Source organism: Rhodococcus sp. 14-2483-1-1 (assembly GCF_002259335.1).
GTDB lineage: Bacteria > Actinomycetota > Actinomycetes > Mycobacteriales > Mycobacteriaceae > Rhodococcoides.
This window is the reverse complement of sequence record NZ_NPFX01000022.1, coordinates 79,369-106,047: the sequence shown is the minus strand read 5'-3', so window position 1 is coordinate 106,047 and position 26,679 is coordinate 79,369. Positions and strand designations below refer to the sequence as shown.

Sequence of the window (26,679 nt, the reverse complement as noted above, 5' to 3'; positions counted from 1 at the left end):
GGCGGTCGGGCAGTCAGTTACCCGGCTGAGCGTATTGACGCGGGCGCGGATCCCGCAAGGCGGAGACCGTGACCTGGTCCGACTGCGTGATGTTCGAGGACGCCCCGTTGCGAGTGACGGTGTCCACCACGCCCCCGGGGATGTTCAGCGCCGACGCCAGCGTGGGCGAGTCTCCGATTGCCGTGAACGTGTACGGGGCTCGCAGTTCGCGGCCGTCGACCACCACCCGACCGGCGGGCCCCGCGATCCACGAATCGACGCCGATGCGGACGGCACTACCGCCACCCTCGATCTGGAGTGCCTCGGCACCGGCGGCACGCAACTCCTGCATGGCGTCGAGCAACACCTCGGACCCGACGCCCGAATTCGGGTCGTCGACGACCACGGTCACGCCCGGGCCCTGGGCCGCAACCGTACCGACTTGAATCGACAACGCGGACAATCGTTCCTGCGCCTCTGCCACTGCCGCCTCCGATCCCGAGCCGGACTGGCGCAGAGTCGCCAACGTGGCCTGCAGTGTGCTGATCTCGTCGCGAATCGACGCCTCGCGCCGGGTGAGGGTGTCCAACACGACCAACAGATCCTCCGGCCGGGAATTCTCCAGATTGTCGGAGGTACTCGTCTCTCGCACCTGCGTGGCGATACCGATTCCGAGAACGCACAACAGGGCGAGCGCAAGAATGCCGAACGCCGTTCCGCGCCTGCGTCGATCTGTATCGAGGGCACGGGCGCGCCAGCCGTGCCGCCCGGTTCGTGCCGTCATCTCCTACGCACCGAACAGACGGCGACGCAGAGCCGCCGCATTGCCGAAGATACGAATTCCCAGAACGACGACGATGGCAGTGGACAGCTGGGTTCCCACACCGAGCTGATCACCGAGCCACACGATCAGGGCGGCGACGAGGACGTTGAAGACGAACGAGACGACGAATACCTTGGCGTCGAAGATTCCGTCGAGAAACGCACGCAGACCACCGAATACCGCATCGATCGCAGCGACGACGGCGATCGGCAGATAGGGCGCGACGACTGCAGGCACCTGCGGTCCGGCAACCGTGCCGATGACCACTCCAGCGATCAGGGCAGCGAGAGCGGCCACGGCGTATGCCCCGTGAGTGGTGGTGATCGGGGTGTCCACGGTTGTGTCGGCGCCTGTTGCCTCTCCGTCCTGCTCGACCGGTACGGCCTTCGTCGGGTCGTGCTCCATCATCGTGGGCCTGCCTCCTCTGCCTCGAACGACTCTCTCACAGCGGCTGGACCGAGTTCGAGATCATCGGCAGGGCGCACCGAGAACCCGACGCCGTACAACTGCGCAACAGTGCTCATTCGGAGATACGCGTCGCTGACGACGAATTGGACTTGGATACGTTGCGGGGGTCCGATCGCGTGAATGTCATAGGGCGAGTCGATCGGGCGGTTGTCCAGCAACATGGCCCCTCCGGCCTGCCTGATGGTCACGTTCGGGCCGACTCGAACGCCGTCCACGGACACCGCCTCGGCACCGCTGGCCCACAGCGAGTTGACAATTGCGGCGATATCTCGATCGAGCACCGCAGCGCCCGAACCCGTGCGAGCCGACGAACCGCTCGCACCCGTGGGCTCCGTGACGACCACGGACAGTCCCGGACCCGAGACCGTGTCGATACCCGCCGCAGATTCGACCGCACTCAATCGGTCCAGCAGTGAACTGCCCGCGGCGTCGGACTGCAGGGCTCGATCACGTTCGGTCGACACCTGCTCGGCCAGTTCGTCTCTCGTCGATTCCAGGTCGGCGCTTCGGCCCTGGGCGGCTCGGACGGCTGCCGACGCATCGGCACCTGCGCGATCGACCGCGGCAGCACCGGATGCCAACTGGGAGAGAGCGACACCGAATATCAGACCCACCACGACAGCACCGGTCAGCAACCACAAGGCAGCAGGTACTCGCGGCTTACGTGTGTGCTGCGCTGTGCGTTCGGCTGCCGCGGCTGCGTATCCCGGATCGAGGTGGTCGGTCAGCAACGAGGTCAGCAACGACGGGACAGGATTCCTCCTGACCCGAGCCCCGGGTCGTTCCGCCGGCTCCACTCCTGCCCCCGGTCGTTCCGCAGGCTCCACCGTCAGGTGCCGGCCACGGTCGGATCGACCGCCCTGGCGACCGCGATAGCCTTACCGAGATACAGCAGACCGGTCCAGGTGTACAGCGCGGTGCCCCAGATGAGCAGGGCGTACCCGAGTGGCCCTGCCGCGTCGGCTACCGAACTGGTGCCTGCGGAGACCAGCAGCACCGGTAGCGCGATCATGACGACGAAGGTAGCGGCCTTCCCGAGATAGATGACGTCCGGAGGAGGTAGAGATCGACGTCGGTAGACGAACATCGTCAATCCCAGCACGGCATCTCGCCCGATCAGTATCGCTGCCACCCACCACGGAATGATGCCGCGCAGAACGAAGGCGACGAGGGTACTGACGACGTACAGCCGGTCGACCAACGGATCGAGTACGGCACCCAACTTCGATGCCTGTCCGAGCATGCGAGCGAGTTTGCCGTCCAGCCAATCGGTTCCGCCGCTGACGAGCAGAATGACCAGTGCCCACCCGTCAGCTTCCGGGCCGAGCAGGAGATACAGGAACAGCGGAACTCCGGCGAGCCGGATGGCGCTGAGCAGGTTCGGAACGGTCGCAATACGATCGGATACCTCGAGCTCACGGTTGTCCGTCACCGACGATCACCTCCTGTCGTTTCTGCTCGTCGTGCGTTCGGTCCGAGTCTTCGGCCACGTTAGCGCCACGCGAACACGGGCTGCTCGAAGTCCGCGACTCTGGTGTGTCGACCGTGCATCGCCACCTCGCGAAATTGATGGACGATCGCGCCGGTCGGAGCATGGATGGCTCCGGTTCGGTACGGCCATCGAATCACCGGGCGGGACGATTCGGGAATCGATACGAACTGCGCATCGACGTCGAGTTCGTCGACGGTCACCTCGAACACCTCGGATACCTCGTCCTCGTTGGGACGCAACGTGGACGAGTAGTCACCCACCCACACGACGAACGGGGTGATGACGTAGCCGGATCGGGTGACGTAGTCGTCCAACCTGCCGAGCACGTCGGCCGACCCAGCACTGATCCCCAACTCCTCGTGCAATTCCCGTAAGCACGCCTGCATGGCGGATTCACCTGGATCCACGCCGCCGCCCGGCAGGGCGTATTGGCCCGGGTGCGCGCGCAATCGACTCGGCCGCTTCGTCAGCAGCATGCGCCGGTCCCCCGGCGCTCCGCCGAGAGCGACGGCCACCGCAGCGACGCGCAGGCCGTCGGCTTCGGCGGTGCGGTGGGTGAAACGTGCGAGTTCGCGCGCAACGGAATTCCGATCGAGCAGGTCCTCGGCCGACTCCGCGGAAGTATCGTCACTCACAGCACGAACACTAGAGCCCCGGCGATGTCGGCGGGCGATGTCGGCGGGCGGCGGGCGGAAGCAGGTCGTCGGCGGCAACCGGCCAGCCGAGCGGGTCGTCGGCAAGAATCGTCAATTGTTCCACCTGTGTTCGACACCAGGGTGATACGTCGACGGTTCCGTCGAGCACGCCGGCAGAGAATTCCGACCACGACACCCACCGGGTCTCGTCCACCTCGAGTGGGTCGGGGTCGAGCGTCGCGCTCTCGTCCACCCGCACGCGGTACACGGGACAGATCTCGTTCTCCACGATGCCGTTGTCCATGACGGCCCGGTATCGAAAGTGCGGGAGAACCAGTTCGGCCGAGCTTGCGCGGAGCCCCAACTCTTCGCCGATCCGGCGCAGCACCGCATCGGCGAGGTCTTCTCCGGGGGCAGGGTGACCACAACACGTGTTGGTCAGCACGCCGGGCCAGGTCGTCTTGCTCGACGCTCGCCGCGTGAGCAGTACCGCACCGTCCGATCCGACCACATAGCTGGAGAACGCCAGATGCAGCGGCGTCTGCAGCGTGTGCACGGTCGTCTTGTCCTGTGTGCCGACGGCGCGGCCTTCGTCGTCGAGCAGCACCACGTGCTGCGCCGGTGATCGATCCATCGTTCCATGGTCCCACGGTCGAATTCCCGGTCTACTGTCGAACCATGGGACGCACAGAGAACGCCGGCGACGAGACACCGACCGACAACAAGGAATCGACCACGTCGGATTCGCCGAAGGGTGGGCGACCCGGACCCGTGGACGGCGGGGGCGGCGGCGGGATGGCGACACGTGAGAATGCGCCCGAGATCGCCGAGGACTCCGACTGAAATTTCCACATCACTGCTGTTTGAAAAACTTGGTTCGCGTCAATACCCCCGATGTTCTCGCGCCGCGCGGGCACACGAACCTCCACGACCGGAAGGATCTCGATGAGCATCAACGACGACGACATCACCACCACGGGCGGAGCCGCAGGCGAAGGGCCTGCTGACGGCGGATCCAACCCGGGCGGTCACGACGGTGGAGCAGACGGCCCCGCCGGAGCAGGCGAAGGCCCGGCCGACGGCGGATCGAACCCCGACGGCCATGACGGCGGAGCAGACGGCCCCGCCGGAGCAGGCGAAGGCCCGGCCGACGGCGGATCCAACCCCAACGGGCACGACGGCGGTGCGGACGGCAGCGCTTGAGCACTGCGCTGAGCGGCGAGCGCGGATCGGATCACCGGTCCGCGCTCCGTCGTCTCACCGGTATCGACCTCGGGACGTTCTCGGATCGGTTCTGGGGCGTTGCTCCCAAGCTGACCAGATCCGTTGATCTCTCGGACTCGTTCGACGATCTGATGACGCTCGATGCGGTCGACGAGCTGATCTCCGAACGCGGAGTACGCACTCCGTTCGTGCGAATGGCCAAAGACGGCCGGCTGCTGGACAAGTCGCAGTTCACGTCGTCCGGCGGTTTCGGTGCCGAGGTGACGGACCAGGTCGACTCCGCAGCGGTGCTGGCAGCCTTCGCGGCCGGAAATACGCTGGTACTTCAGGGCCTGCATAGACTGTGGCCCCCACTGATTCATTTCGTCGATGACCTCGTTCGCGAGCTGGGCCATCCAGTCCAGGTGAATTCGTATGTCACACCGGCTGCGTCGCAAGGCTTTTCACCGCACTACGACGTGCACGACGTGTTCGTCGTGCAGATCGCAGGGACCAAGCGGTGGAGCATTCACTCGCCGGTGCACGTGCATCCACTCAACAATCAACCGTGGTCGGACCGACGGTCGGCCGTCGAGGACCACGCATCGAACACTCCGGAACTGGACATCGTCCTCGAGCCCGGCGATGTGCTCTACCTGCCGCGCGGGTGGATCCACTCGGCGCAAGCGCTCGGCGACACCACCGTGCACCTGACCATCGGCGTCGCGTCGTACAACGACTACGACCTCGCCCACCATGTACTGAAGTCGCTCGGCGACGTCGAGAGTCTGCGTGCTCCCCTCCCCGCCGGCCTGGACCACTCCGACCCGGAGTCCCTCGTTCCGCATGTGCACCGAGTTGTGGACGCCATGCGCGCCGCGCTGGACAAGATCGACCGAGACCCCGACGCGGTACGTCGACTAGCCGAACGCGTCGCAGATCGTCACGACGACCTCGTCCGACCGGAACCGGTGCGCCCACTGGCGAGCGTCGCCGCGATGGGCGCGCTGCGGGGCGAGGACTCGATTCGATTGCGGCCCGGCATCTTCGCGCGGATCGCGCACACGAAGGACGGCGTCTCGATGGTGCTTCGGAACAAAACGGTCACGCTGCCGTCTCAGTGCGCCGACGCGATCGAGACCCTGACGAAGGGCGCTTCGTGCCGCCTCGATTCGATGCCGGGCCTCGACCTCGACGATGCGCTGGTGGTTGCGCGCAGACTCATCCGCGAGGGAATTGCAGTGACGGCAGCACCGTAGCCGTCAGGTGATCGTGACTCCACCGTCGACCGCGATGGTCTGACCCGTCACGTATCCCCCGGCGTCGGAGGCGAGCCAGATCGCGGTAGCGGCCAGTTCCTCGGGGTCACCCTTGCGGCCCAGGATCATTCGAGGAGCCATCGAATCGAGGTACCCGGGCTGGTAGGAGTCGGTCATCTCGCTCTGGAAGAAGCCCGGCGCAATCGCGTTGACCCTGATCCCCTTTCGCGCTCCCCACTGCTGCGCGAGGTCGCGGGTGAGCCCGACGATGGCGGCCTTGCTTGCGCTGTACGCAGCCTGCGGTAGGCCCGCAGTGGTCAGCCCGAGCACGCTGGAGATGTTCACGATCGAACTGCCGGGTGCCATTACTCGTCCGCACGCCTGGGCTGCCCAGTAGGACCCGTTCAGGTTGATGTCGATCACCGAGCGAAACTGCTCGGGAGTCTCGCGGGTCGCCGGGAAGGCTGTGCCGACTCCAGCGTTGTTGATCAGCACGTCCACCTTGCCGAACTCTGCCACTGCGGCCTCGACCATCGCGGTGCACTGGTCGGGATCGACCACATCGGTTGCGACGGAGATCGAACGTCCTCCGACACTGTCGATCAGTCGTGCGGTCTGCGCCAACTTGTCCACGCGGCGTGCGGCGAGCACGACGTCCGCCCCGGCCTCGGCAGCTGCTTTCGCGAACGCAACACCCAGACCGGAGGATGCGCCGGTGACGATGACTACTCGACCGTCGAGGCGGAATTTGTCCAAGATCGACATGTACGTGAATCTCCTTGTAGGGCGTGGTCAGAACCAGGCGGGTGAGATATCGAGGGTGGTGCGGTCCAGTCGCGCCAGCAGGTCGAGCTGAGCCTTCACCTTCGGCAACTCGTAGACGTAGAAGTACTGCGCTGCAGAACGCTTCCCGTCGTAGAAGTCTCCGGACTTCGCGCCGACGGCCAGCAGCTGTTCGAGCCACATCCAGGCAATGACGATGTGCCCCATGGCTTCGAGGTAGGCAGTGGAGTTCGCCAAGGCCAGAGCTGCGTCACCGGTCCCCCACACTGCCGCGGTGACCTCGACGATTCTCGCGAATTGGATCTGCAGTTCCGCACCGAAGGTGGCCGCGTGACCGCCGGCAGCGTCTGCCCGCGCGACCGTCTCCGAGATCTGTTCGCCGAGCAGTGCCAACCCCGCGCCGCCCTGCATCACGACCTTGCGCCCCAGCAGGTCCAACCCCTGGATACCGTGCGTGCCTTCGTGAATCGGATTGAGCCGGTTGTCACGGTAGTGCTGTTCGACGTCGTAGTCGCGTGTGTATCCGTAGCCGCCGTGCACCTGGATGGCCAAACTGTTGGCCTCGAGGCACCACTGTGACGGCCAGCTCTTGGCGATGGGAGTCAGGACGTCGAGCAAGAGAGTCGAGCGCGCCGCTTCGGCGTCGTCGGACGCCGAGTCCTGGAGGTCCACCAGACGTGAGCAGTAAAGTCCGAGCGCGAGCGCACCTTCGACATAGGACTTCTGGGCCAACAACATTCGGCGAACATCGGCGTGTTCGATCAGTGCGACGGGAGGAGCTGCTGGATCCTTCGCGCCGAGCGGTCGCCCCTGGGTGCGCGTCTTCGCGTATTCCACCGATTTCAGGTAGCCGACGTACCCGAGCGCGATGGCCAGGAAACCGACACCGATACGGGCCTCGTTCATCATGTGGAACATGTAGGACAGTCCGCGGTTCTCCTCGGCGACCAGAAACCCGACTGCCCCGGGTTTCCCTGCGGGGGAATGGGTTCCGTCGCCGAACGCCAGGAGGGTATTGGTGGTCCCGCGGTTTCCCATCTTGTGGTTGAGGCCGGTCAACACGATGTCGTTTCGCTCGCCGATACCGCCGTCCTCGTTCGGGAGGAACTTGGGCACGATGAACAGCGAGATCCCCTTGACGCCGGGAGGGCCTCCCGGTGTCTTCGCGAGCACCAGGTGGACGATGTTCTCGGTCAGTTCGTGATCGCCGCCGGAGATCCACATCTTGGTACCGGTGATACGAAAGCTGCCGTCGTCCTGCGGTACCGCTTTGGTCGTGATGTCCGCCAGCGATGACCCGGCCTGCGGCTCCGACAGACACATGGTTCCGAACCACCGACCGTCGAGCATGGGCCGCACGTAGTCACGCACCTGATCCGGCGTGCCGTACGCCGCGATCAAATTGGCGTTGGCCATCGTGAGGAACGGGTACGAGGAGGTCCCCGCATTGGCAGCCTGGAAGAACGCCATCGCGGCCCGAGAGACGGTCGCGGGCAGTTGCATCCCGCCGATCGACTCGTCGAACTGCCCGGCGATCAGACCTGCCGAGGCATACACGTCGAGCGCTTCCTTGACCTCGGGGATCAGCTTCACCGAGCCGTCCGGATTCATGGTCGGTTCGTGAGTGTCGGCCTTCTTGTTGTGCGGCGCGAAGTGCTTACGGGCGATATCTGCGCTGAGGTCGAGTACTGCGTCGAAGGTCTCGCGCGAGTGTTCGGCGAAGCGGGGACGAGTGGTCAGGCCGGCCACGTCCAACCACTCGTACAACAGAAAATCCAGGTCGCGGCGCGAAAGGACGTCCGACATTCACTTCTCCGATCGCGAGGGGTGACACGCGCGCACGATGGATGGGCACTGTGACGCACATGACTGTGGACTCACCATACAAGTCGCGTTCTCCGGCGCTCACCGAGTACCCACGCGATCCTTCACCGCCGATCCTCGTTCGCCATCCAGGCTTCAAAAACGCAGCCAGGCAGATATTTACGACTTATCGGACTATGAGGAGCGTCACGATTGGTGCAGACCTCGACGGCATATACTTACCTTTGATAACGATATTAAGCGGACAATCGCGAGGCGCTCCGGACAACCGGCGCGTGTCGTCGGAGGGAGTCGAGCATGACGCACACACTGGCCGTCGACAGCCGACAGGATCGAGAGAGCAGGCAACGCAGTCGGTTCCAGGAGCTGCACGAGTCCGACAAGGAGTTTCGAGCCGCCGAACCGGAGAGCTCGGTGGCGGACGCCGCCCAGGAGTTGTCGCCCAACCTCGCCCGCGTGGTTGCCGAGATCATGACGCGCTACTCGGACCGACCGGCCCTGGGTAGTCGGGCTCGCGAAATCGCCCGAGTCGACGACGCAAACACCCTTCGCCTGCTCCCGCGCTTCGATACCGTCACCTACGGGCAAGCCTGGAAGAACGCCGGTGCACTGGCCTCGGCTCTGACTCACGACTCGTTCGGAATCGCTCCCGGTGACTTCTTCGCAACCCTGGGTTTTGCGAGTGCCGACTATGTCACCGCGGAATTGGCCACGATCCGACTCGGCGCAATCGCCGTTCCGTTGCAGGCCGGTGCCTCCGCGGGCCAGCTCTCGGCCATCGCCGACGAAGTCGAACCCGTCGTCCTCGCAGCCGACGTCGACAATCTGTCCGTCGCGGTCCAGGTTGCCACGCAGTGCCGGTCCATTCGGCGAATCGTCGTCCTCGACTACGACGCTGCCATCGACGTGCACACACGGATCATGACGTCCGCGCACAACGATGCCGAACAGGTCGGGGTCGTCATCCGGCCCCTCACCGAGCTGGTTCGCGACGGCGAGAAACTACCGGAGGTTCCGCTACCCGATGCCGAAGATCCCGACCGACTCGCGACACTGATCTACACCTCCGGCAGCACCGGAACTCCCAAAGGGGCGATGCACACCGAACGAATCGTCTGCGGAGCCTGGACCGGAGCCTGGCACCACACCGGAGCTTCCTCCGAATCCGTTGATCGGCCTGCTTTCCCCGTGATCACACTCGACTATCTTCCGATGAGTCACCTGGCCGGCCGTGGCCTCGTGTTCTCGGCGCTCGCTGCCGGCGGGACGGTGCACTTCGCCGGTTCCAGCGACCTGTCCACACTGTTCGAGGACTTCGCGCTCGCTCGGCCCACGATGGCACTGTTGATCCCCCGAGTGTGCGAGATGATTCGACACAACGTTCTCGCCGAGATCGACCGAGAGGTCGAGCGCTCCACTGGTGTCGACGAAGATCGTGTACGGCGAGAGGTTCTGGAGCGCTACCGGAACGAGCAATTCGGCGGACGCATCCTGGCGGCGATGGTCGGCACTGCACCGATCGCGACGGAGGTCAAAGATTTCGTCACCGAGCTGCTCGATATCCAGGTTCGCGACAACTACGGCTCCACCGAAGCCGGAATGGTGCTGCACGACGGCGTCATCGCGCGCCCCCCGGTGATCGAGTACAAACTCGACGACGTACCCGAGCTCGGCTACTTCTCCACCGACACACCGCATCCGCGCGGCGAACTCCTACTCAAGACGTCGTCCATCATTCCCGGGTACTACAAGCGCCCGGACGTCACCGCGGACGTGTTCGATTCCGAGGGCTTCTATCGCACCGGAGACGTCGTCGCCGAGATCGAGCCGGACCGACTCGCCTATGTCGACCGCCGCAAGAACGTTCTCAAGCTGGCCCAGGGTGAGTTCGTGGCCCTGGCCCGTCTCGAGGCAGTGTTCGGTACCAGCGAACTCGTCGACCAGATATTCCTCTACGGCAACAGCCAACGCGCGTATCTCCTGGCCGTCGTCGTCCCGGCTCAGCCGGATACGACCACCGCCTCGATCATCGAATCGCTGCAAGAAATCGCTCGTACGGAATCGCTGAACTCGTACGAAATTCCGCGTGACGTGACGATCGAGCACCAGCCGTTCACGCAGGAGAACGGGCTGCTCTCGGGTGCAGGGAAACAACTACGGCCGAAACTGGTCGAACGCTACGGCGCCGATCTCGAGCGTCGCTACGCAGAACTCGAGTCGGGTCAGAACGAACGCCTACGCGAGCTTCGACGCAGCGGTGCCGACGCCCCGGTGCTGACCACCGTCGGCGATGCCGCGCAGGCACTGCTGGGATGCGACGGATCCGATGTCCGACCCGACGCCCATTTCAGTGATCTCGGTGGAGACTCGTTGTCGGCGTTGACGTTCTCGACGCTCCTGCGAGACATCTACGGAGTGGACGTGCCGGTGGGAGTGATCACCGGGCCGGCCATGGATCTGTCTGCCTTGGCCGACTACATCACCTCGGCCCGGGACAACGATTCCGACACAGCAACATTCGCCTCGGTACACGGACGCGACGCCACCGTCGCGCACGCCTCCGACCTGCGCCTGTCTGCATTCCTCGACGAGACACTCCTCGATACCGCTCATCACGTTTCGGGCCCTCGCACCCGAACCGAAACAGTGTTGCTTACTGGTGCCAATGGTTACCTCGGCCGCTTCCTCTGCCTGGAATGGCTCGAGCGTATGGCCGAGGTCGGCGGGACGGTGGTGTGCTTGGTTCGCGGACGCTCCGATTCCGACGCGCGTTCCCGACTCGATGCAGCGTTCGACAGCGGGGACGCAGAGCTGTCCGCTCACTACCGAGCTCTGGCAGACTCTACCCTCGAGGTCGTGGCAGGAGATCTCGGCACGCCTCGATTCGGCTTGGACCATGACGAGTTCGCGGCTCTGGCCGAGCGCATCGATCGCATCGTTCACCCCGCTGCGCTGGTCAACCACGCTCTTCCGTACGAGCACCTGTTCGGTCCCAATGTCGTCGGTACGGCCGAGGTGATCCGGCTCGCGCTGACCGACCACGTCAAGCCGGTGACCTACCTGTCGACGGTCGCCGTCGCTGTGGGCGTCGACAATTTCCGGGAGAACGGCGACATCCGCACCGACAGTCCCACGCGGGCTGTCGACGATTCGTACGCCAACGGCTATGGCAACTCCAAATGGGCCGGCGAAGTGTTGTTGCGCAACGCATTCGACGAATTCGGTCTGCCGGTGTCGGTCTTCCGCTCCGATATGATCCTCGCTCACAGCAGGTGGTCGGGCCAGCTCAACGTACCGGATGTGTTCACGCGTCTGATCCTCTCGGTCGTGGCAACCGGCCTGGCTCCTCGGACGTTCTACGCCACAGGAACCGGTGCGCCGACGGACGAAAGTGGGCGTCCCCTAGCCCATTACGACGGGCTTCCCGCCGACTTCAGCGCCGGTGCCATCACGACGATTGCGGGCGCCGACGTCTCGGGCTACCGAACCTTCGACATTCTCAACCCACACGACGACAACATCTCGCTGGACACGTTCGTCGATTGGATCCGTGAGGCGGGTCGCGACATCGAGATCGTCGACGACTACGACGAATGGTTCGAGCGTTTCAGCGCTGCAGTCGAGGCTCTTCCGGAGAAGCAGCGCTCGCACTCGCTGCTTCCCTTGATTCAGTCGTACGCACAACCGCAGCAGCCGTCGTCGGGTGCGATGTTGCCGGCGGACGAGTTCGCTGCGGCCGTCGGCGAGATTCCACACCTCGGGCGTGGACTGATCGAGAAGTATCTGTCCGATCTCGTGGCCCTCGGACTCGTCGGCGAACGCTGAAGCATCTCCCGATGCGGGCCGAGCGGCCCGCATCGGGAGCGCTACTCCCCTGGCTCACCGACTGGTTGCGGCTCGTCCGTCCGCTTCGTATCGGGAATCAGCCGCGAGTACGCCAGACACACCAGCCCGAAGAACAGGTAGCCCAGGGCCACTTGGGGATTGGCGGCCCATCCCACCTCGTGCGAGTGAATCAAGCCGACCCACGACAACGCCGCGGCAACCCCGCCTGCTGCACCAGCGGCAACAAATCGTTTGTCCAGAACGAACGTGACGATGGTGCCCAACATCAGTCCGGCGAGCACGGCGCCCGACCCGAACGTCTTGAGCCCCTCGTACACGACGCCCGCCTGGCCGAGCGCCTCGTCACCGACCTCCGTCGCCGATGTACCGGCAGCACTGAGTGCATTGTCGATCAACCCCACTGCCCATTCGGCCAGGTTCGGTAGTAGCGCGACCACCACCGCGATGGCGTGGAGCTTCGGCACCGATTGGAACGCCTGAGCACCGATGAGCAAGCCGATGTACAGCAGAATCGGGACGATCGCTGGAATCGGCAGCAGCGTTGCCAGTAATCCGAAGAGCCCGAGGAAACACATCAGTCCGATCGCGATGCCCGACGCGAGCGAATACCCGGTTCGGCCGCCCGCGTCTTTCCAGCCCGGGTGGCCGATGTACACCGCAGGAGGGAACGGCGAGCCGAAGGCCGAGCCGACGATCGCACCGAATCCGTCGGCGAGCAGCACACTGCGGAGGTTGTAGTTGTCTCCCGCGGCGGATGCGCTTTCGACGTTGCTCATCGCCTCGGTGAAGTTGTAGACCCCCAACGGAATTGCGGTAGCGAGCAGAGGGGCCAGATTACCGAGACCGTCGAGAAGGAGATCGAGGCGCAGATCGGGTAAGCCGAGTGCGATGTTGCTCGCTGCCTCGGTCACGTCCGGCACCGACATGTATCCGCCGATCCAGCCGATCGCCGTGCCTACCAGAAGCGCTGCGAGACCGACCGGGATGTTGCCGGGCAGCTTCACGTCCGTGAAGAAGCCGATCAGAATGATTGCGAGAACGGGCAAGCCGATCCAGGCTGCCTCCCACATCTGAGCGGCCGGACGCATGGCGATGAACGTGATGGATATGCCTGCAAGGGTGCCCAGCATGGCAGCGCGCGGGGTGATCCTTCGAATGTACGGCCCGACGAATGCGCCGATCATGACGATGATGCCGATCATGAACGCCCAGGCCAACCCCGCTGCCCACGCCTGCAGCGCGTCGCCCGTTGCCAGATAGACCGGCAACATGACCACGAACACCACGATGAACATGTGCGGAACGCTCGGCCCGTAGGGCAGCGCCGTCACGTCGGTTCGGTTCTCGCGCTTGGCCAATCGACGGGCGAGAACCATGTAGTACAGGTTTCCCAGAATCAATGCGATACCGAGGGCGGGGAGCAGGGTCCCGAGGACGTCACTCGACGGAATCCCGACCACGGCGATACTGAGTGTCGTCAGAGTGAGCACATTGACGAGGATGTTGAAACCGAGTCCGAAGAACGCGTTGGTGTCTCCCTTGGTCCACCACGAAAGAGCGAACGGAGACGACGGGTCGGCAGCGGGTGAATCTTTGACGTCCATGGTCATGTCCGAGGTCCTATCGACTCGCCGAGGTGGGGACGAAAGCAGACAACGCAGCCACGACGTCCTCCGACGACGCGGTCCACCCGAAAATTCCACCTTGAGCCGAGATCATCTCGAGGCCCACGCGCTGGAATTCCGGAAAATACGAACCGACGCAGTCCGTCACCACGAGACACTCGTATCCGCGATCGTTGGCTTCACGCACTGTTGTGTGCACGCATACCTCGGTCGTCACGCCCGTGACGAGCAGCGTGGTGATTCCGGCGGCGATCAGAATCTCGGCGAGTTCGGTTGCGTAGAACGCCCCCTTTCCAGGCTTGTCGATGACGGTCTCGCCGTCGATCGGTGCCAGTTCGTCGACGATGTCGTGACCGTACTCTCCGCGAATCAGGATGCGGCCGAACGCTCCTGGGTCGCCGATGCGCTGCGACGGGGTGCCGCGACGCAGCTTTGCCGGTGGACAGTCTGACAGATCCGGTAGATGACCCTCTCTGGTGTGAATCACGGGTATCCCGGATTCCCTGGCTGCCGAGATGAGGCCCGCGAGTGGTTCGATGACGCTTCGCAGTAGGCCGACGTCGTTGCCGAGGCTCTCCCCGAACCCTCCGGGCAGCAGAAAATCCCGCTGCATGTCGATAACGAGTAGTGCCGTCCGTGCGGCATCGATCGTGAACTCCGATGGTGATGCAGTCGCAATCGTCGATTCGGGTCTGTGTGTCGAGGTCATGAGATCTCCTGTGCTGCCGTGGAAGTGTCGTGGGCGGAAGTGATCGCCCGGGAATATGCCCGCCAGCCACCGAACTCGCTGATGTCGTCGACGGTGTGACGCTCCGCGCCGGTCTGGACAGTCGCGTCGCAGACGTAGCCGAGAACGTCGGAACCGTCGGCCAGCAGTACTCGTCCCAGAGCGAGCACCGCCGGCAGTCTGCCCGCGAGTACCGCAAGAGAAGTGGCGGGCAGACGCCACCTCTCCACGTCGATTGCGCTGCCGCCGAATGGAACTCGCAGCAAGCCGGGTGTCGGATCGGCGGTTCCGATCCGAAGCAGTGTGTACGTCGGTGCGGTGGTCGTCGCCTCCACCAGGGTTCCGCCCAGCTCGAGCAGCTGCGGATTGGCCCGCTCCCCTGACAGATGGTGCCCCGCGACGACGATGTCGACAGGCGATTCTTCGGCCGGAGTATGCGCCGATACGATCCGTCGTTCGCCGATGATCCTGGCCGCGACCGCCAGCACCGTGTCGTCGGCAAGCGCGGGCCCGATCACCATGAGACTGGTCGGTCGACCGTCCTCGGTGAGCCCCGCGGGGACCGCCACCGCCGTCAGGTCGAGAAGGTTCCCGAAGTGGGTGTAGTGACCGAGCTTCGTGTTGCACGCGATGGGGTCTGCGAGTACCTCCGGAACGGTGAAGGTGGTGCCGATCGTCGGCACGATCATCACGTCCATCGACGTCCAGAGCTGCGCGACGCGAGCGCGAAGGTCTTGCAGCGTCTGCAGGGCACGGAAGGCATCGACTGCGCTGTACTGGCGCCCGCCCAGGAAGATCTCGCGGACGACGGGGACGATGGAATCTGGATTCTCGGTGAGGAATCCATCGAACTCGACCAGTCGCTCGGCAACCCACGGCCCTTGGTACAGCAACGAGCCGGCATCGAGAAACGGTATGAGATCGACTGTTGCCGTACGCAGTCCGTACGAGGGCAACGATTCCCGCGCAGCCGAATGCGCGTCGGCCATGGCCGCGTCGCCGAAGAAGTCCAGCTGCTGCAGGTCCGGTAGTCCGACGGTGATCTCTCGCCCGTCGTACCTTCCTCCGCGCGGACGTGACCAACCGTCCGCCGGGTCCTCGGCACACATGACGTCGAACACGAGGTCGAGGTCCTCGATCGTGGTAGCCATCAGGGTGATGCAGTCCAGCGACTTGCACGCGGGGACGAGTCCGACGGTACCGATCAGGCCACGTGACGGTTTCCATCCGACGATTCCGTTGAGCGCGGCCGGTACTCGACCGGATCCGGCGGTGTCGGTGGCCACACAGAACGGCACCTGCCCGAGGGCGACGGCCAAGGCCGATCCGGAGCTCGATCCGCCCGAGATCATGTCGTTGCCGTACACACTGCGCGGAACGGTGTGTGGTGTGCGAGTGCCGTTCAGACCTGTCGCGAACTGATCGAGACTGGTCTTGCCGACGAAAATGGCTCCGGCGTCGAGCAGCGCCTGAACTGCGGGTGCCGTCGAATCCGGCGTGTAGGCGTAGTCGGGGCAGGCCAGGGTGGTGGGGTACCCGGCCACGTCGATACTGTCTTTCACCCCGAAGGGAATGCCGAACAGCGGAAGCAAATGCGCGTCGGATCGTGCTTCCAGAGCTGCGGCCGCGGCGGAGAGTTCCGCGAGTCCGACGACTGTGATCCATGTGCCGTCATCGCCGCGCGACGCGACGGCGGCCGACAAGGCTTCGACGACACTCGATGGAGTCTTCGCGCCCGTTCGGTACGCCTCGAGCATCTCTGCAACGGTGGGGCCACACACTGGACCACGGTCTGGATTCATACCGTCGATTGTCGACAGTTTACTGTTTCAGCAGGTTGTCGCCATGTTTCGAGTCTGTTAGGAAATTCTCTCGAGGTGGAGGTACGTGAGTTCGCCGTGCTGCTTCAGCGCAGCGAGCGCCACCGACACGTCGTTGGATTCGATCGCATCGAGCAACCACTCGTGACGCCTGATCCCGTCGACCGGATTCGCAACCCTCGCTTCTTCTCTGAGGTTGCGGGCCATCGGTAGTTGCAACTTCAGCAGGATCGGCGCATACGCGACGTCGAGCTGCCGACTGCCCGCCAACCCGACTATGGCTTCGTGAAAGCGACGATGAGCATCGTCCTTCTCCAATGTGTCTCCGCGGGCATCGGCATCGCGCATCTCGTCGAGGGCCGAACGTACCGGAGCGAAAGAATCGAAGGACGAGGACGCAACCGGGAGCGCACGCCTGACCGCGTGTTGCTCGAGAACCTGACGCAGCTCGAAGAGTTCGAGAATGTCCTCCGCCGACCACACCGTCACCCGAAACCCGCGGCGAGGAAGATGCTCGACGAGGCCCTGCTGAGCCAACAGCCGCAGCGCCTCCCGCACCGGTGCCCGGCTGATTCCGAGGCGCGAGCACAACGTCTCCTCGACCACCCGAGATCCGGGCTCCAGCTCACCACTGAGCACCTCGGATCGCACCTGGCGGGTTGCCATTTCGACAAGGCTCGGCGGCAAGGATCCGTGTCCATCCCGCGCAGCCATGAGGCCAGTGTACGAACACGAGCGTCGAATGGTGTGCATCCACGGCCATCGCGGGTCGAGAGCACTCGGGTGCCGCCGGCACTACACTGGCAGGCCTATGTGGATTGGATGGATAGAATTCGACTTTCTTCTCGGCGATGTGCACTCACTCAAAGAGAAACGCTCCGTTGTTCGGCCGGTGATCTCCGAGATGCACCGCAAATTTGCGGTATCGGTCGCAGAGACCGACCATCGTGAACTTCATCGGCGAGCAGGTATCGGCGCTTCGGTCGTGGCCGGCGACCTCGATCACGTCACCGATGTTCTCGACCGGCTCGAGCGCGTTGCAGCGTCCCGGCCCGAGCTCCAACTCGTATCGGTTCGCCGGCGCACCATCCGAAGCGACGACGTCTGAGCCCTGCCCGACGGACTAACGGCGAACGTCGAAAACTTGCTTCTGGATTCCGTTTCCGTACACCTCGTGTTCTACCAATTCGAGATGCGTGGTGTCCTTGTCCGCCGCACTGAACAGCCGCTTTCCTGCACCGAGCAGCAGCGGGAACACCAGTAGGTGGTACCGATCGACCAGACCGGCATCGGCAAGACTCCGGCCCAGTGTGGCGCTACCGTGCACGGAGATGGGCCCACCGTCGGTGTTCCTGAGCTCCGCGACATCGTCGACACTGCGCAAAATGGTTGCGGGCCAACGTGAATCATCCTGCTCCAGCGTGGTCGACACCACATATCTGGGCATGGCATTGTATTCGGCGAAATCGTCCATCGTCGGCCAGATCGGTGCGAAGGCCTCGTACGAGGTGCGGCCGAGTAGCAGCGCCGACGCTTCGCTCTGCTCACGGCCCTTGATTTCGTAAGCCGCCGGGTCGAACTCGATGTCCTGGAACGTCCACCCGGAGTTGCGGTAGCCCGCTTCGCCACCGGGTCCTTCCATCACGCCGTCGAGCGAAACGAACGCGGTCACGATCAGAGTGCGCATTGGCGGTCCTCACAGTCAAGGGTGTCGGGTGCCGGAATCGTAAACCATGCAGTGCCGGTCGACGGATACCATCGTCGGCATGATCGGCACCGTCCCCATCGACGTGTCCCGTCCGGCGTGGGACGACGATTCCGCGGTGTCCGGTTGGCGGGGCTTGCCCACGTTGGACGGCGACTGCTCTGCTGACGTCTGCGTCGTCGGTCTCGGCGGTTCGGGCCTGGCCGCTGTCGCTGACCTGCTCGGCCGCGGCCTCGACGTCGTCGGGATCGATGCAGGGCGAGTCGCAGCCGGTGCTGCGGGTCGAAACGGCGGCTTTCTGCTGGGCGGCCCCGCAACGTTTCTGCACACCGCACTGTCGATGTGGGGGCCGTGCGCCGTCGATCTCTATCGTGCGACCCTCGCCGAGATCGATTCGTTGGAAGCACTCCTCGGATCGTCCGTTATCCGGCGCACCGGGTCCATCAGGCTTGCGGGCGTCCCGGATGCGCAGGCCGACCCCGCCGATGCGCGGGACTGCGCGGAATTGGTGAAGTGCCTTCGCGAGAACAATATTGGCGTCGAAGAGTATTCGGGCGAGCTGGGAGACGGCGTCTTCCTGCCCGACGATGCGGTGATGAATCCTGCCCGTCGTGCAGTCGGAATGGCGGCGGCCCTGGCCGGTCGCGCCAGGCTCCACGAGTACACACCCGCGGTTGCCATCGAACCCGGAGCGGTGACGACGCCGACCGGGGTGATCCGCTGCGATCTGATACTGGTCGCCGTAGACGGTCGCCTCGAAAGCGTACTCCCCCAGCTCGACGGTCGAGTTCGGACGGCCCGCCTGCAGATGCTCGCCACCACTCCTGTCTCGGCGGGTCGGTTGCCGTGCCCCGTGTACGGACGGTGGGGGTACGACTACGCACAGCAGGACGCGTCGGGACGCCTGTACGTCGGGGGTGGCCGCGACTTGTTCGTCGAGGAAGAGTGGACCTTCTCCAGCGAGCCGACGGCCCGAGTGCAGAACTACCTCGACTCGCTCGCCGAGTTGTTTGCCGGTGAACACGTCTCCGTGAACGCACGGTGGGCAGCGTCGGTGGGGTTCACCGCGGACGGGCGGCCGTTGTGTGGTTACGTCGATGACGGAGTGATCGCGTTCGGTGGCTACAACGGAACCGGCAATCTCGTCGGGCCGGTGGCCGCTCGCGCTGCTGTGGCCCTCGGACTGGACGCGATCGAAGTTCCGAAGTACCTGAGCAGCTGACCCATGGCAGTGTGGACTCATGGCTGACGAACCGGAACACACCGAAGACGGTCACTACATCGTGATCAAGGGCCGACGTTGGCGCGCAACGGATCCTGACATACCCGAGGATCGGAACGCAGAACTGCGGTCGATCCTCATGGCATGGCGCAGGGAGGTCAAACGCACGTCGGGTGCCCCGGAATCTCGCGCGGGTGTGCAGGCAACCAAGGTCGCTCTCGGCGAACGGGGAACACCGTGGTGGGAGCAGTCCGACGACGAACGACGGAGTAGATGGGAGTCCGAAGTACCCACGCCGGGAGAAACCGATACCTCGTCCGGTGACTTTTCGTCGTAGCGCCGGTCTACCGTTTCGACGGATGCCGTCGGTGCACATCAGCGAAAAGGAGCATTTCATGTCCATTCTCAATCCGTATCTTTCGTTTCGAGACAACGCCCGCGAGGCCATGGAGTTCTACCGGTCCGTCTTCGGGGGCGAGCTCACTGTCACCACGCTCGGCGAGGCCCACGCCAGCGAGGATCCCGCCGATGAGAACAAGATCATGCACGGCCAGTTGACCACTCCCAACGGATTCACCCTGATGGGTGCCGACACGCCGTCCTCGATGGAACACACTCCCGGTAGCGCAATGAGCGTCTCGCTCAGCGGCGACGACGAGGACGAATTGACGGGCTACTGGAACAAGCTGGCCGTCGATGCGCAATTCACGATGGGCCTCGACAAGGCTCCGTGGGGCGATACGTTCGGCATGTTGACCGACAAGTTCGGTGTGCAGTGGATGGTGAACATCGCGGGATCTACGCCCGGTAGCTGAGCGCCGACGCAACCGTCCCTAGCCGGCGAAGGTCTTCGGAGGGACAACCTGCCGGAGACCTTCGGGGCCCCAACCCCGGTCGAGCGCGACAAGCAATGCTGCACAGCCGATTCCGGACAACACCAGGGCAGAACCGAACATCGCTGTGTAGCCGAACAGGTCTCCCACCACACCGGCTGCGATTCCTGCCGCTCCTTGCGCGAAGACGACCGCACAGGCCATCAACGTGTAATCGCTTCCTGCGAAACGCTTCTCCGACGCGTCCATCATGAGAGCGAACACCGCGACCGTGGCCGCCCCGCCAAGCACGTGCTCGGTGATGTTCGCCGTGATCAGTAGTGGAAATCCACCGATGCCGAGGGAGGCGATGACGTACAACGCGAGGCTCATGGTCTGGCTCACTCCGCCTATCAGCAGCGCCCGGCGACGTCCGTGCCGGAAGGTCATCCACGCCCCGAGGGCCGCACCCCCGAGCGCGGCCACCGAGGAGAGACCACCCTCGACCAGCGCGATCTGAGGCAGGGACAAGCCACTGTCCGACAGGAACGGGCCCACCAGTGCCGATCCCATCGAGTTTCCGAATTTGAACCCGATGATCAGCAGTATGAACGCCACCATGCCGGGCCTGCGGAGCCTGGACCACCAGGCAACAGCAAGCCGAGCCGGCGATTCCGACTCGGTGTGCCGATCGGAGGCAGCATCCGCCGCGTCGAGTTGCCTGCGCATCCACCACACCGGGACGGTCGTCAATGCGATGAGCAATGCCATCGCGACGAACAGCACCCGCCACCCGGCAAAGGTGAACAGCCACAACAGCAGTCCACCGCCGCACACCATTCCGATTCGGTAGGCACCGACTTGGAGGCCGTTGCCCAGCCCTCGCTGCGCCGCGGTCAGCGTTCTGACCGCGATGCCGTCGGTCGCGATGTCCTGCGTGGCCGAGAGAGCGTTCATGACGAAGATGCCGACGAACAACCAGCGCAACGTAGACGACAGGTCGAGGAACGACAGCGCCAGAGCCACCACCGCAGCCGAACACTGCAGCGACAGCAGCCACCGCCGTCTGGATCCGTAGCGATCGACGTACGGCGCCCAGAGAAATTTCAGCGCCCAGGGCAGAAACAACACACCGGTGGCACTGATCTTCACCAACGAGAATCCCGACTCCCGCAGCACAACCGGGAGTGCCTGGGTGAAGAATCCGAACGGCAGTCCCTGCGCAAAGTAGAGAGCCCCGAGCAAGGTGAGGGTTCCGGCCGTGAACGAAGCCGGACGCACCGCATTGGTCATGTCGGCCATCGTGTCAGAGCGTCGTCGACCCCGCTGAACGCACAACCGGTTGACGGAGAATCGTTCGGAGTTTCGCTGGCTCGACCCGACGCGGATCGCTCAGGTAGATCTCGTGGTGTCGGCCGGTCATCGTCAGTCCGGAACCGGGGATGTACCGATCGTGAAGTTCGGCCAGCACCGGCGTCTCGTCGTCGTATGACCCGATATGCAACGTCTGCACGCAGAGTCCCTCGTTCAGGGTCTCCAACCGAACTCTGGTCGACGCCTCGGACGTGCCTTTGGCGCCGGCCGACGCCACCGCCGCCTCGAACAGCGTTCGATCGATCCAGTCGGGCACCATGATCATGACGGTCCAGTTCCACTCGGCCTTGTTGCGGGCCGTGGTGAACGACAACATGTTCTCGGCCCACCACAGCGCCTCGAGCGGCGGGACGACGTAGTCCCGGTCGAGGTTCTTCTTACTGGCGAACTTCAGCGCATACGCCACGGGGTACAGAGCGGTGAGCGCGTCCGCATACTGGGGCGCGGTATTCGGGTCTCCGTGCCCGTCGATCATCAGATAACTCAGCGGCGGCACAACGAGACTGCGAAAGACGTTGTGCCGCGCGGAGTACGCGTCGAGCGTCTTCTTGAAGTCGATCTTCACTCGTCCCCCTCCGTCAGGGATGAGCCAAGCACATTCTGTGGTTCGACGCCGATCCTTCGTGTCGAAGATCCGCCGTTTCTCAGACCTCGGCGTCGACCTTCTCCTGCTCGCCGCGACGCATCGCCAAGTACTCGGACAGCTCACGCTTGACCACAGGCAACAACAAGTACAGACCGGTGATATTGACCAGTGCCAGCAGGAACAGAGTGGCGTCGGCGAAGTCGAGAACCGAGCCGAGCGAGAGCACCGTTCCGACGACGGTGAACACACAGAACATGATGTTGAAGAAGCTGCGCGAGAGACGGCTACGGCCGAACAGCGAAGTCCAGGCCTGCAGCCCGTAGTACGCCCACGTGATCGCCGTCGACAGCGCGAACAGCGCCACCGCAAGCGTGAGCACGTACGGGAACCACGGCAAAACGGTCTCGAATGCATCCGAAGTCAGCGTCACGCCGCCGGCAGGTAGTTCACCGGTCTCGGCGACGATCGCCCGCTGATCCTGCCAGGACACGGTGTTGGCGATGACGATGGTCAGCGCGGTCGCGGTGCAGATGACGACTGTGTCGATGAAGGGCTCGAGCATTGCCACGAAGCCCTCGGTGACCGGGTGCCTGGTCTTGACGGCCGAGTGTGCGATCGCCGCTGAACCCAGCCCGGCCTCGTTGGAGAATGCGGCCCGCTGGAATCCGATGATCATGACACCCAGTACGCCGCCCGCCACACCCTCGGGCGAGAACGCACCCTCGAAGATTGCGACGAACGCGGTCGGGACGGAACGGAAGTTGACGGCGATGACCACACCACACGCGACGATGTAGATCAGGGCCATGGTCGGTACGAGCTTCGCGGTCACGGCGGAGATCGACTTCATGCCGCCGATGATGACCAGTCCGATGATCAACGCGACGACGACACCGAACACCGCCTTGGCCCCGTCGGAGCCGAGGAACCCGTCCTCACCGCCGGTGACCGAGCGAACCTGAGCGTAGGTCTGATTGGCCTGGAACATGTTGCCGCCGCTGATGGCGAAGAACGTGATGATGATGGCGTAGAAGACGGCCATGACCTTGCCGACCTTGGCAAGTCCCCGCTCCGCCAGGCCCTTGGTGAGGTACTTCATCGGGCCGCCGGAGACGGTCCCGTCCTCGTTGATGTCTCGGTACTTCACACCGAGCGTGCACTCGACGAATTTCGACGCCATGCCGAGCACGCCCGCGAGAATCATCCACAGCGTGGCACCTGGGCCACCGAGCGTCACTGCTACCGCGACACCTGCGATATTGCCGAGTCCGACGGTTCCGGACACTGCGGCCGTCAGGGCCCGGAAGTGGCTCACTTCCCCCGGCGCATCGGCCTCGTCTTCCTTTCCGCTCACCAGGATCAACGATCTCTTGATCCCGCGGAACTGGATGAATTTGAAGGTCACCGTGAAGATGACGGCACCGAGGATCAGCCACAGCACGATCAAGGGAACAGCGGCACCACCGATGTTCACGGTGAAGAACACGAAGTTGGATACCGCAGCGGAGATCGGATCGAACGCGTTGTTGATCGCAGTCTCGATGGAGCTGAGTGTGCCTCCATCCGCGGCCAGAAAGTCGCTGTCGAGGGGGTGAGAGCTCATACATACGAGTGAACAGCACCGGGAGCGCAATCGAAGCCGTTTACCTTTTTTCCAGTGAATGTTTACCTGAACTTGACTGAAGGGATCAGGCAATCATGGCATGAGCCGAGCAGGAATTCGCCTGAGAAGCACTGTGGCCGCGTCGAGTACGACGTCGCGGTCGTAGGTCAAGCGGTAGTCGTAGAGCGTCGCGCCATCGTGCGTGACACCACATTCGACAGCGATCAATGCCGCGCTGGACATCGGTGCCACGATCACTGTCGAGCGCTCCAGCGCCAACGGCTCGTTCTCCCCCACCGGCACCGACCGAAAGTGGTGCTGCATCAGCGCTGGATCGGAGCCGAAAACTGCCACGAGAGCGGTGCGCGCAGCCAGCTCGTCGAGGACGGCGGCACGTACGGGCGTCAGCCGGTTCGACACGTTCACTGTTGTCAACACGACCGTCGACGGTCCGGTGCCGAACGCACTGTTCAGCAGGCTGTTCTCGACAGCCTCGAGAAACGTTGTCTCGGCGTGCCTGCGGGCACCGAGCTGGTGGGTGAGACCGAAGGGTGTCACCGCGACCGGAGCGCGGACGGTGACTGTCGCATCGAGCTCGAGCGATCCAACAGCGTGGGATACGTCGCCGAAGTCCGGCAGTGGCCCCGGAGCGCCGTAGAAAAACCCTTGCCCCAGAACGGCACCCATGTCGCGTGCGCAGCTCTCGTGTGTGTCGGTTTCGATTCCCTCGGCCAACACGAGGGCACCGGTGCGTTCGGCCTCGGCGGCGACGGCAGCGACGATGGCGGCGGTCTGGTCGGTCGAACGCTCTTGCACGAGAGCCATATCGAGCTTGATCACGTCGGGACGCAACAACGGGATCAACGCCAGACTGGACGAGTCTGCACCCACGTCGTCGATTGCGACCCGCCAACCCATGTTGCGGGCGTGCTCGGCCGCCCTCAGCAGACCGGCCGGATCGCCCATCAGGTCTCGTTCGGTGATTTCGACGGTGATCGACAGCCGCGCCGCCTCGGCGATCAGCGGCAGGAGGTCTCCGGGTGGCGGCGTGTCGAGTGCGGTGGGTTCGGCATTGACGAACAGCGCCAGCTCATCGGGATAGCCGGCCTCGACGGCACCGTGCAGGGCGCTCGCTCTGCACCGCCAGTCGAAGTCGGTAGTCACACGCTGCTCTCGTGCAACGCGCAGGAGTTCCGGCGGAGCAATGGACGGACCGTCTCCGCTCGTCCGCACGAGGGCCTCGTACCCCACCACGGCGCGGTCGTCCAGAGAGACTATCGGCTGGTAGGCCGACGTGATGTCGATCGACATCGGCGAGATCTGCGCATTCGTCGATTGGGGACGCATGGGTAGGACCTTCCTCGACGCCTGCTCGGTCTGTCCCCCACCCGGTGAATCATCATGCCCGACGGAACCTCCGTGTCGAGAACGGACTGCACTCCGAACGACGATCGGTTGGCTATAAGGTGCTCGGAGTAGTCGACGAACGGCGGGTGAATCACGATGGAGGAGGATGCCCGTTCTCGCGCTGCTCAGGATCGTCTGTTCGCGGGTCGATATCGACTGGGCTCAGTTCTGGGGCGCGGCGCGATGGCCGACGTGGTGCACGCAGAAGACCAGGTCCTCGGCAGGTCCGTGGCAGTGAAGATATTCCGCCACGGCGAGCCGGTGGACACGGTTCAACGGATCGACGCGGAAATTCGAACCTTGGCGTCGCTGTCGCACCCGGGCCTGGTCACGTTGTACGACGCCGGGACTGCGCCGGACGCCACAGGAATTCCGTCGCCCTATCTGGTGATGGAATTGATCGACGGACCGACACTGAACAGCTTTCGCCGGAAAAGGGCGATGCACGCCGTCCACGTCGCGCGCATCGGAAGCGAGATGGCGGAGGCGCTCGCGTACATCCACGACCGGGGTGTGGTGCACCGAGACATCAAACCAGCCAACATCCTGATCGCGCACGCCCCGGACTCAGGTACGGAGCAGTGCGCCAAACTGGCCGATTTCGGCATCGCCCGCATTGTCGACTCCGATCGACTCACCGAGCACGGCACCACAGTGGGCACCGCGCACTATCTCAGCCCGGAACAGGCGACCGGTACGTCTGCGGGACCGCCGACCGACATCTACACGCTCGGCCTCGTTCTCATCGAGTGCCTCACCGGCACAATGGTATTCGAAGGTAGCGCGGTGGCCGCCGCGGTAGCGCGGCTGCACCGTGATCCCGCCGTTCCCGAGGAGCTCGGGCCGGAGTGGCACTCGCTACTGACGGCCATGACGTCTCGGCAGCCGGAGGACCGCCCGGACGCAGCTGCGGTCGCGCACCGACTGCGCAGGATCGTCCGAAGTGCAACCCCGCTCCCCCCGACTGCCGTGATGCCTGTCGAGCGCACACACGTCGTTGCGGCTGCTGATCCGGTTGGCACCGCACACCATCCTTCGCGCCGACGGTGGATTGTTCCTGGGGCGGCCGCGCTCGTCCTTGCGCTGGGAGCGGGGATCATCTGGATCGGGTCCAGCGCGAGCGACGACCCGGGTCAGGCGCCTGCTTCACCGGCGACGACACCGAACGAGTCGACGATCGCGGTGCCCACGACGCAGGTGCCTGAGCCTTCGGTAGCCACCGCCCCGAACCCGACCGACGCCGAGATGACGCCATCGTCGAATCCGGTGCTGATCCAGCCCGCTGCACCTGCCGCACCACAGCAGAACGAAAGCCCCGGCAACGGCAACGGCAACGGCAATTCGAGCCCCGGCAACGAAGGCCCCGGCAACTCTGGCAACGGCAATTCAGGCCCGGGAAACGGTAATTCGGGCCCGGGGAACCCCGGCAACGGCAATTCAGGCCCGGGAAACCCCGGTCGAGGAAACTGAGCAGGCCCACCACGTG

26 protein-coding genes are annotated in these 26,679 nt (G+C 64.3%); 9 read left to right on the top strand and 17 right to left on the bottom strand.

Features of this window, described 5'->3' with window-relative positions:
- Positions 1-13: 13 nt before the first annotated feature.
- The 6 genes from CH294_RS21565 to idi form a co-directional block, all read right to left on the bottom strand.
- On the bottom strand, positions 14-763 hold the full coding sequence (locus tag CH294_RS21565) for a DUF881 domain-containing protein (RefSeq protein ID WP_032403479.1): 750 nt from the start codon (positions 761-763) through the stop codon (positions 14-16).
- 3 nt (positions 764-766) lie between these two features.
- On the bottom strand, positions 767-1,126 hold the full coding sequence (locus tag CH294_RS21560; protein ID WP_032378517.1) for a small basic family protein: 360 nt from the start codon (positions 1,124-1,126) through the stop codon (positions 767-769).
- Positions 1,127-1,206: 80 nt separating this feature from the next.
- A complete protein-coding gene (locus CH294_RS21555; protein ID WP_249305436.1) occupies positions 1,207-2,013 on the bottom strand; it encodes a DUF881 domain-containing protein in 807 nt (268 codons plus the stop codon).
- A gap of 86 nt (positions 2,014-2,099) precedes the next feature.
- Complete coding sequence (locus CH294_RS21550) at positions 2,100-2,702, bottom strand: CDP-alcohol phosphatidyltransferase family protein (protein ID WP_032403481.1); 603 nt, start codon at positions 2,700-2,702, stop codon at positions 2,100-2,102.
- A gap of 59 nt (positions 2,703-2,761) precedes the next feature.
- On the bottom strand, positions 2,762-3,397 hold the full coding sequence (locus CH294_RS21545) for a CoA pyrophosphatase (RefSeq protein ID WP_094739052.1): 636 nt from the start codon (positions 3,395-3,397) through the stop codon (positions 2,762-2,764).
- A gap of 10 nt (positions 3,398-3,407) precedes the next feature.
- The gene (gene idi, locus CH294_RS21540; protein ID WP_032403482.1) at positions 3,408-4,031 is read right to left on the bottom strand and encodes an isopentenyl-diphosphate Delta-isomerase; all 624 of its coding nucleotides are present in this window, start codon (positions 4,029-4,031) and stop codon (positions 3,408-3,410) included.
- A gap of 44 nt (positions 4,032-4,075) precedes the next feature.
- Here idi and CH294_RS27565 point away from each other — a divergent pair, with 44 nt between their 5' ends.
- The 3 genes from CH294_RS27565 to CH294_RS21530 all read left to right on the top strand — a co-directional run bounded on the left by CH294_RS27565 (position 4,076) and on the right by CH294_RS21530 (position 5,859).
- A complete protein-coding gene (locus tag CH294_RS27565) occupies positions 4,076-4,240 on the top strand; it encodes a hypothetical protein (protein WP_165430220.1) in 165 nt (54 codons plus the stop codon).
- Positions 4,241-4,342: 102 nt separating this feature from the next.
- Positions 4,343-4,600, top strand: a complete 258-nt coding sequence (locus tag CH294_RS21535) for a BatC protein (protein WP_094739164.1) — start codon at positions 4,343-4,345, stop codon at positions 4,598-4,600.
- Positions 4,597-5,859 (top strand): cupin domain-containing protein, encoded by a 1,263-nt coding sequence (locus CH294_RS21530; RefSeq protein ID WP_249305434.1) that lies wholly within the window; start codon positions 4,597-4,599, stop codon positions 5,857-5,859. The genes CH294_RS21535 and CH294_RS21530 overlap by 4 nt, the downstream gene beginning before the upstream one ends.
- Before the next feature lie 3 nt (positions 5,860-5,862).
- On the opposite strand, the gene CH294_RS21525 is transcribed toward CH294_RS21530, so the two are convergent.
- Both CH294_RS21525 and CH294_RS21520 read right to left on the bottom strand, forming a co-directional pair.
- A complete protein-coding gene (locus CH294_RS21525; protein ID WP_032403483.1) occupies positions 5,863-6,624 on the bottom strand; it encodes a glucose 1-dehydrogenase in 762 nt (253 codons plus the stop codon).
- Positions 6,625-6,651: 27 nt separating this feature from the next.
- Positions 6,652-8,448: an acyl-CoA dehydrogenase gene (locus CH294_RS21520; RefSeq protein ID WP_032403484.1), complete on the bottom strand. Its 1,797-nt coding sequence runs from the start codon at positions 8,446-8,448 to the stop codon at positions 6,652-6,654.
- A gap of 315 nt (positions 8,449-8,763) precedes the next feature.
- Here CH294_RS21520 and car point away from each other — a divergent pair, with 315 nt between their 5' ends.
- On the top strand, positions 8,764-12,291 hold the full coding sequence (gene car / locus CH294_RS21515; RefSeq protein WP_094739051.1) for a carboxylic acid reductase: 3,528 nt from the start codon (positions 8,764-8,766) through the stop codon (positions 12,289-12,291).
- 41 nt (positions 12,292-12,332) lie between these two features.
- Here car and CH294_RS21510 read toward each other — a convergent pair whose 3' ends face one another.
- Genes CH294_RS21510 through CH294_RS21495 form a run of 4 tightly spaced genes read right to left on the bottom strand, consistent with a single transcriptional unit; the run spans position 12,333 to position 17,198 of the window.
- Complete coding sequence (locus tag CH294_RS21510; RefSeq protein WP_094739050.1) at positions 12,333-13,922, bottom strand: regulator; 1,590 nt, start codon at positions 13,920-13,922, stop codon at positions 12,333-12,335.
- 10 nt (positions 13,923-13,932) lie between these two features.
- Positions 13,933-14,646: a cysteine hydrolase gene (locus CH294_RS21505; protein WP_052065069.1), complete on the bottom strand. Its 714-nt coding sequence runs from the start codon at positions 14,644-14,646 to the stop codon at positions 13,933-13,935.
- The gene (gene atzF, locus CH294_RS21500; RefSeq protein ID WP_094739049.1) at positions 14,643-16,466 is read right to left on the bottom strand and encodes an allophanate hydrolase; all 1,824 of its coding nucleotides are present in this window, start codon (positions 16,464-16,466) and stop codon (positions 14,643-14,645) included. The genes CH294_RS21505 and atzF overlap by 4 nt, the downstream gene beginning before the upstream one ends.
- A 57-nt stretch (positions 16,467-16,523) precedes the next feature.
- Entirely contained in the window at positions 16,524-17,198 is a 675-nt protein-coding gene (locus CH294_RS21495) for a GntR family transcriptional regulator (RefSeq protein WP_094739048.1), read from the bottom strand.
- Between the two features lie 97 nt (positions 17,199-17,295).
- Between CH294_RS21495 and CH294_RS21490 the strand changes: the two genes are divergently transcribed.
- The gene (locus CH294_RS21490) at positions 17,296-17,592 is read left to right on the top strand and encodes a DUF503 domain-containing protein (protein WP_032377966.1); all 297 of its coding nucleotides are present in this window, start codon (positions 17,296-17,298) and stop codon (positions 17,590-17,592) included.
- Positions 17,593-17,607: 15 nt separating this feature from the next.
- Here CH294_RS21490 and CH294_RS21485 read toward each other — a convergent pair whose 3' ends face one another.
- A complete protein-coding gene (locus tag CH294_RS21485; RefSeq protein ID WP_032377967.1) occupies positions 17,608-18,171 on the bottom strand; it encodes a dihydrofolate reductase family protein in 564 nt (187 codons plus the stop codon).
- Positions 18,172-18,250: 79 nt separating this feature from the next.
- On the opposite strand from CH294_RS21485, the gene CH294_RS21480 reads away from it, so the two are divergent.
- The 3 genes from CH294_RS21480 to CH294_RS21470 are packed head-to-tail and all read left to right on the top strand — an operon-like array spanning position 18,251 to position 20,226.
- Positions 18,251-19,411 carry an FAD-binding oxidoreductase gene (locus CH294_RS21480; RefSeq protein ID WP_094739162.1) on the top strand — a complete coding sequence of 387 codons (1,161 nt, stop codon included), beginning with the start codon at positions 18,251-18,253 and terminating at the stop codon, positions 19,409-19,411.
- Positions 19,412-19,430: 19 nt separating this feature from the next.
- Complete coding sequence (locus CH294_RS21475; protein ID WP_037150340.1) at positions 19,431-19,748, top strand: hypothetical protein; 318 nt, start codon at positions 19,431-19,433, stop codon at positions 19,746-19,748.
- A 58-nt stretch (positions 19,749-19,806) separates the two neighbouring features.
- Entirely contained in the window at positions 19,807-20,226 is a 420-nt protein-coding gene (locus CH294_RS21470; RefSeq protein WP_032378524.1) for a VOC family protein, read from the top strand.
- Positions 20,227-20,244: 18 nt separating this feature from the next.
- On the opposite strand, the gene CH294_RS21465 is transcribed toward CH294_RS21470, so the two are convergent.
- The 4 genes from CH294_RS21465 to CH294_RS21450 form a co-directional block, all read right to left on the bottom strand.
- Positions 20,245-21,516 carry an MFS transporter gene (locus CH294_RS21465; RefSeq protein WP_032403711.1) on the bottom strand — a complete coding sequence of 424 codons (1,272 nt, stop codon included), beginning with the start codon at positions 21,514-21,516 and terminating at the stop codon, positions 20,245-20,247.
- 13 nt (positions 21,517-21,529) lie between these two features.
- Positions 21,530-22,162 carry a GyrI-like domain-containing protein gene (locus CH294_RS21460; protein WP_032403488.1) on the bottom strand — a complete coding sequence of 211 codons (633 nt, stop codon included), beginning with the start codon at positions 22,160-22,162 and terminating at the stop codon, positions 21,530-21,532.
- A 79-nt stretch (positions 22,163-22,241) separates the two neighbouring features.
- Positions 22,242-23,786, bottom strand: a complete 1,545-nt coding sequence (locus tag CH294_RS21455) for an alanine/glycine:cation symporter family protein (RefSeq protein ID WP_037150339.1) — start codon at positions 23,784-23,786, stop codon at positions 22,242-22,244.
- Positions 23,787-23,879: 93 nt separating this feature from the next.
- Complete coding sequence (locus tag CH294_RS21450; RefSeq protein ID WP_094739047.1) at positions 23,880-25,133, bottom strand: EAL domain-containing protein; 1,254 nt, start codon at positions 25,131-25,133, stop codon at positions 23,880-23,882.
- A 156-nt stretch (positions 25,134-25,289) separates the two neighbouring features.
- Between CH294_RS21450 and CH294_RS21445 the strand changes: the two genes are divergently transcribed.
- Positions 25,290-26,663: a serine/threonine-protein kinase gene (locus tag CH294_RS21445; protein WP_094739046.1), complete on the top strand. Its 1,374-nt coding sequence runs from the start codon at positions 25,290-25,292 to the stop codon at positions 26,661-26,663.
- Positions 26,664-26,679: the final 16 nt, after the last annotated feature.

Coding starts and splice junctions, on each gene's coding strand:
- CH294_RS21565 (WP_032403479.1), bottom strand. CDS start 763: ATGACGGCACGAACCGGGCGGCACGGCTGGCGCGCCCGTGCCCTCGAT.
- idi (WP_032403482.1), bottom strand. CDS start 4,031: ATGGATCGATCACCGGCGCAGCACGTGGTGCTGCTCGACGACGAAGGC.
- CH294_RS27565 (WP_165430220.1), top strand. CDS start 4,076: ATGGGACGCACAGAGAACGCCGGCGACGAGACACCGACCGACAACAAG.
- CH294_RS21535 (WP_094739164.1), top strand. CDS start 4,343: ATGAGCATCAACGACGACGACATCACCACCACGGGCGGAGCCGCAGGC.
- CH294_RS21525 (WP_032403483.1), bottom strand. CDS start 6,624: ATGTCGATCTTGGACAAATTCCGCCTCGACGGTCGAGTAGTCATCGTC.
- CH294_RS21520 (WP_032403484.1), bottom strand. CDS start 8,448: ATGTCGGACGTCCTTTCGCGCCGCGACCTGGATTTTCTGTTGTACGAG.
- car (WP_094739051.1), top strand. CDS start 8,764: ATGACGCACACACTGGCCGTCGACAGCCGACAGGATCGAGAGAGCAGG.
- CH294_RS21510 (WP_094739050.1), bottom strand. CDS start 13,922: ATGACCATGGACGTCAAAGATTCACCCGCTGCCGACCCGTCGTCTCCG.
- CH294_RS21505 (WP_052065069.1), bottom strand. CDS start 14,646: ATGACCTCGACACACAGACCCGAATCGACGATTGCGACTGCATCACCA.
- atzF (WP_094739049.1), bottom strand. CDS start 16,466: ATGAATCCAGACCGTGGTCCAGTGTGTGGCCCCACCGTTGCAGAGATG.
- CH294_RS21495 (WP_094739048.1), bottom strand. CDS start 17,198: ATGGCTGCGCGGGATGGACACGGATCCTTGCCGCCGAGCCTTGTCGAA.
- CH294_RS21490 (WP_032377966.1), top strand. CDS start 17,296: ATGTGGATTGGATGGATAGAATTCGACTTTCTTCTCGGCGATGTGCAC.
- CH294_RS21485 (WP_032377967.1), bottom strand. CDS start 18,171: ATGCGCACTCTGATCGTGACCGCGTTCGTTTCGCTCGACGGCGTGATG.
- CH294_RS21480 (WP_094739162.1), top strand. CDS start 18,251: ATGATCGGCACCGTCCCCATCGACGTGTCCCGTCCGGCGTGGGACGAC.
- CH294_RS21475 (WP_037150340.1), top strand. CDS start 19,431: ATGGCTGACGAACCGGAACACACCGAAGACGGTCACTACATCGTGATC.
- CH294_RS21470 (WP_032378524.1), top strand. CDS start 19,807: ATGTCCATTCTCAATCCGTATCTTTCGTTTCGAGACAACGCCCGCGAG.
- CH294_RS21465 (WP_032403711.1), bottom strand. CDS start 21,516: ATGACCAATGCGGTGCGTCCGGCTTCGTTCACGGCCGGAACCCTCACC.
- CH294_RS21455 (WP_037150339.1), bottom strand. CDS start 23,786: ATGAGCTCTCACCCCCTCGACAGCGACTTTCTGGCCGCGGATGGAGGC.
- CH294_RS21450 (WP_094739047.1), bottom strand. CDS start 25,133: ATGCGTCCCCAATCGACGAATGCGCAGATCTCGCCGATGTCGATCGAC.
- CH294_RS21445 (WP_094739046.1), top strand. CDS start 25,290: ATGGAGGAGGATGCCCGTTCTCGCGCTGCTCAGGATCGTCTGTTCGCG.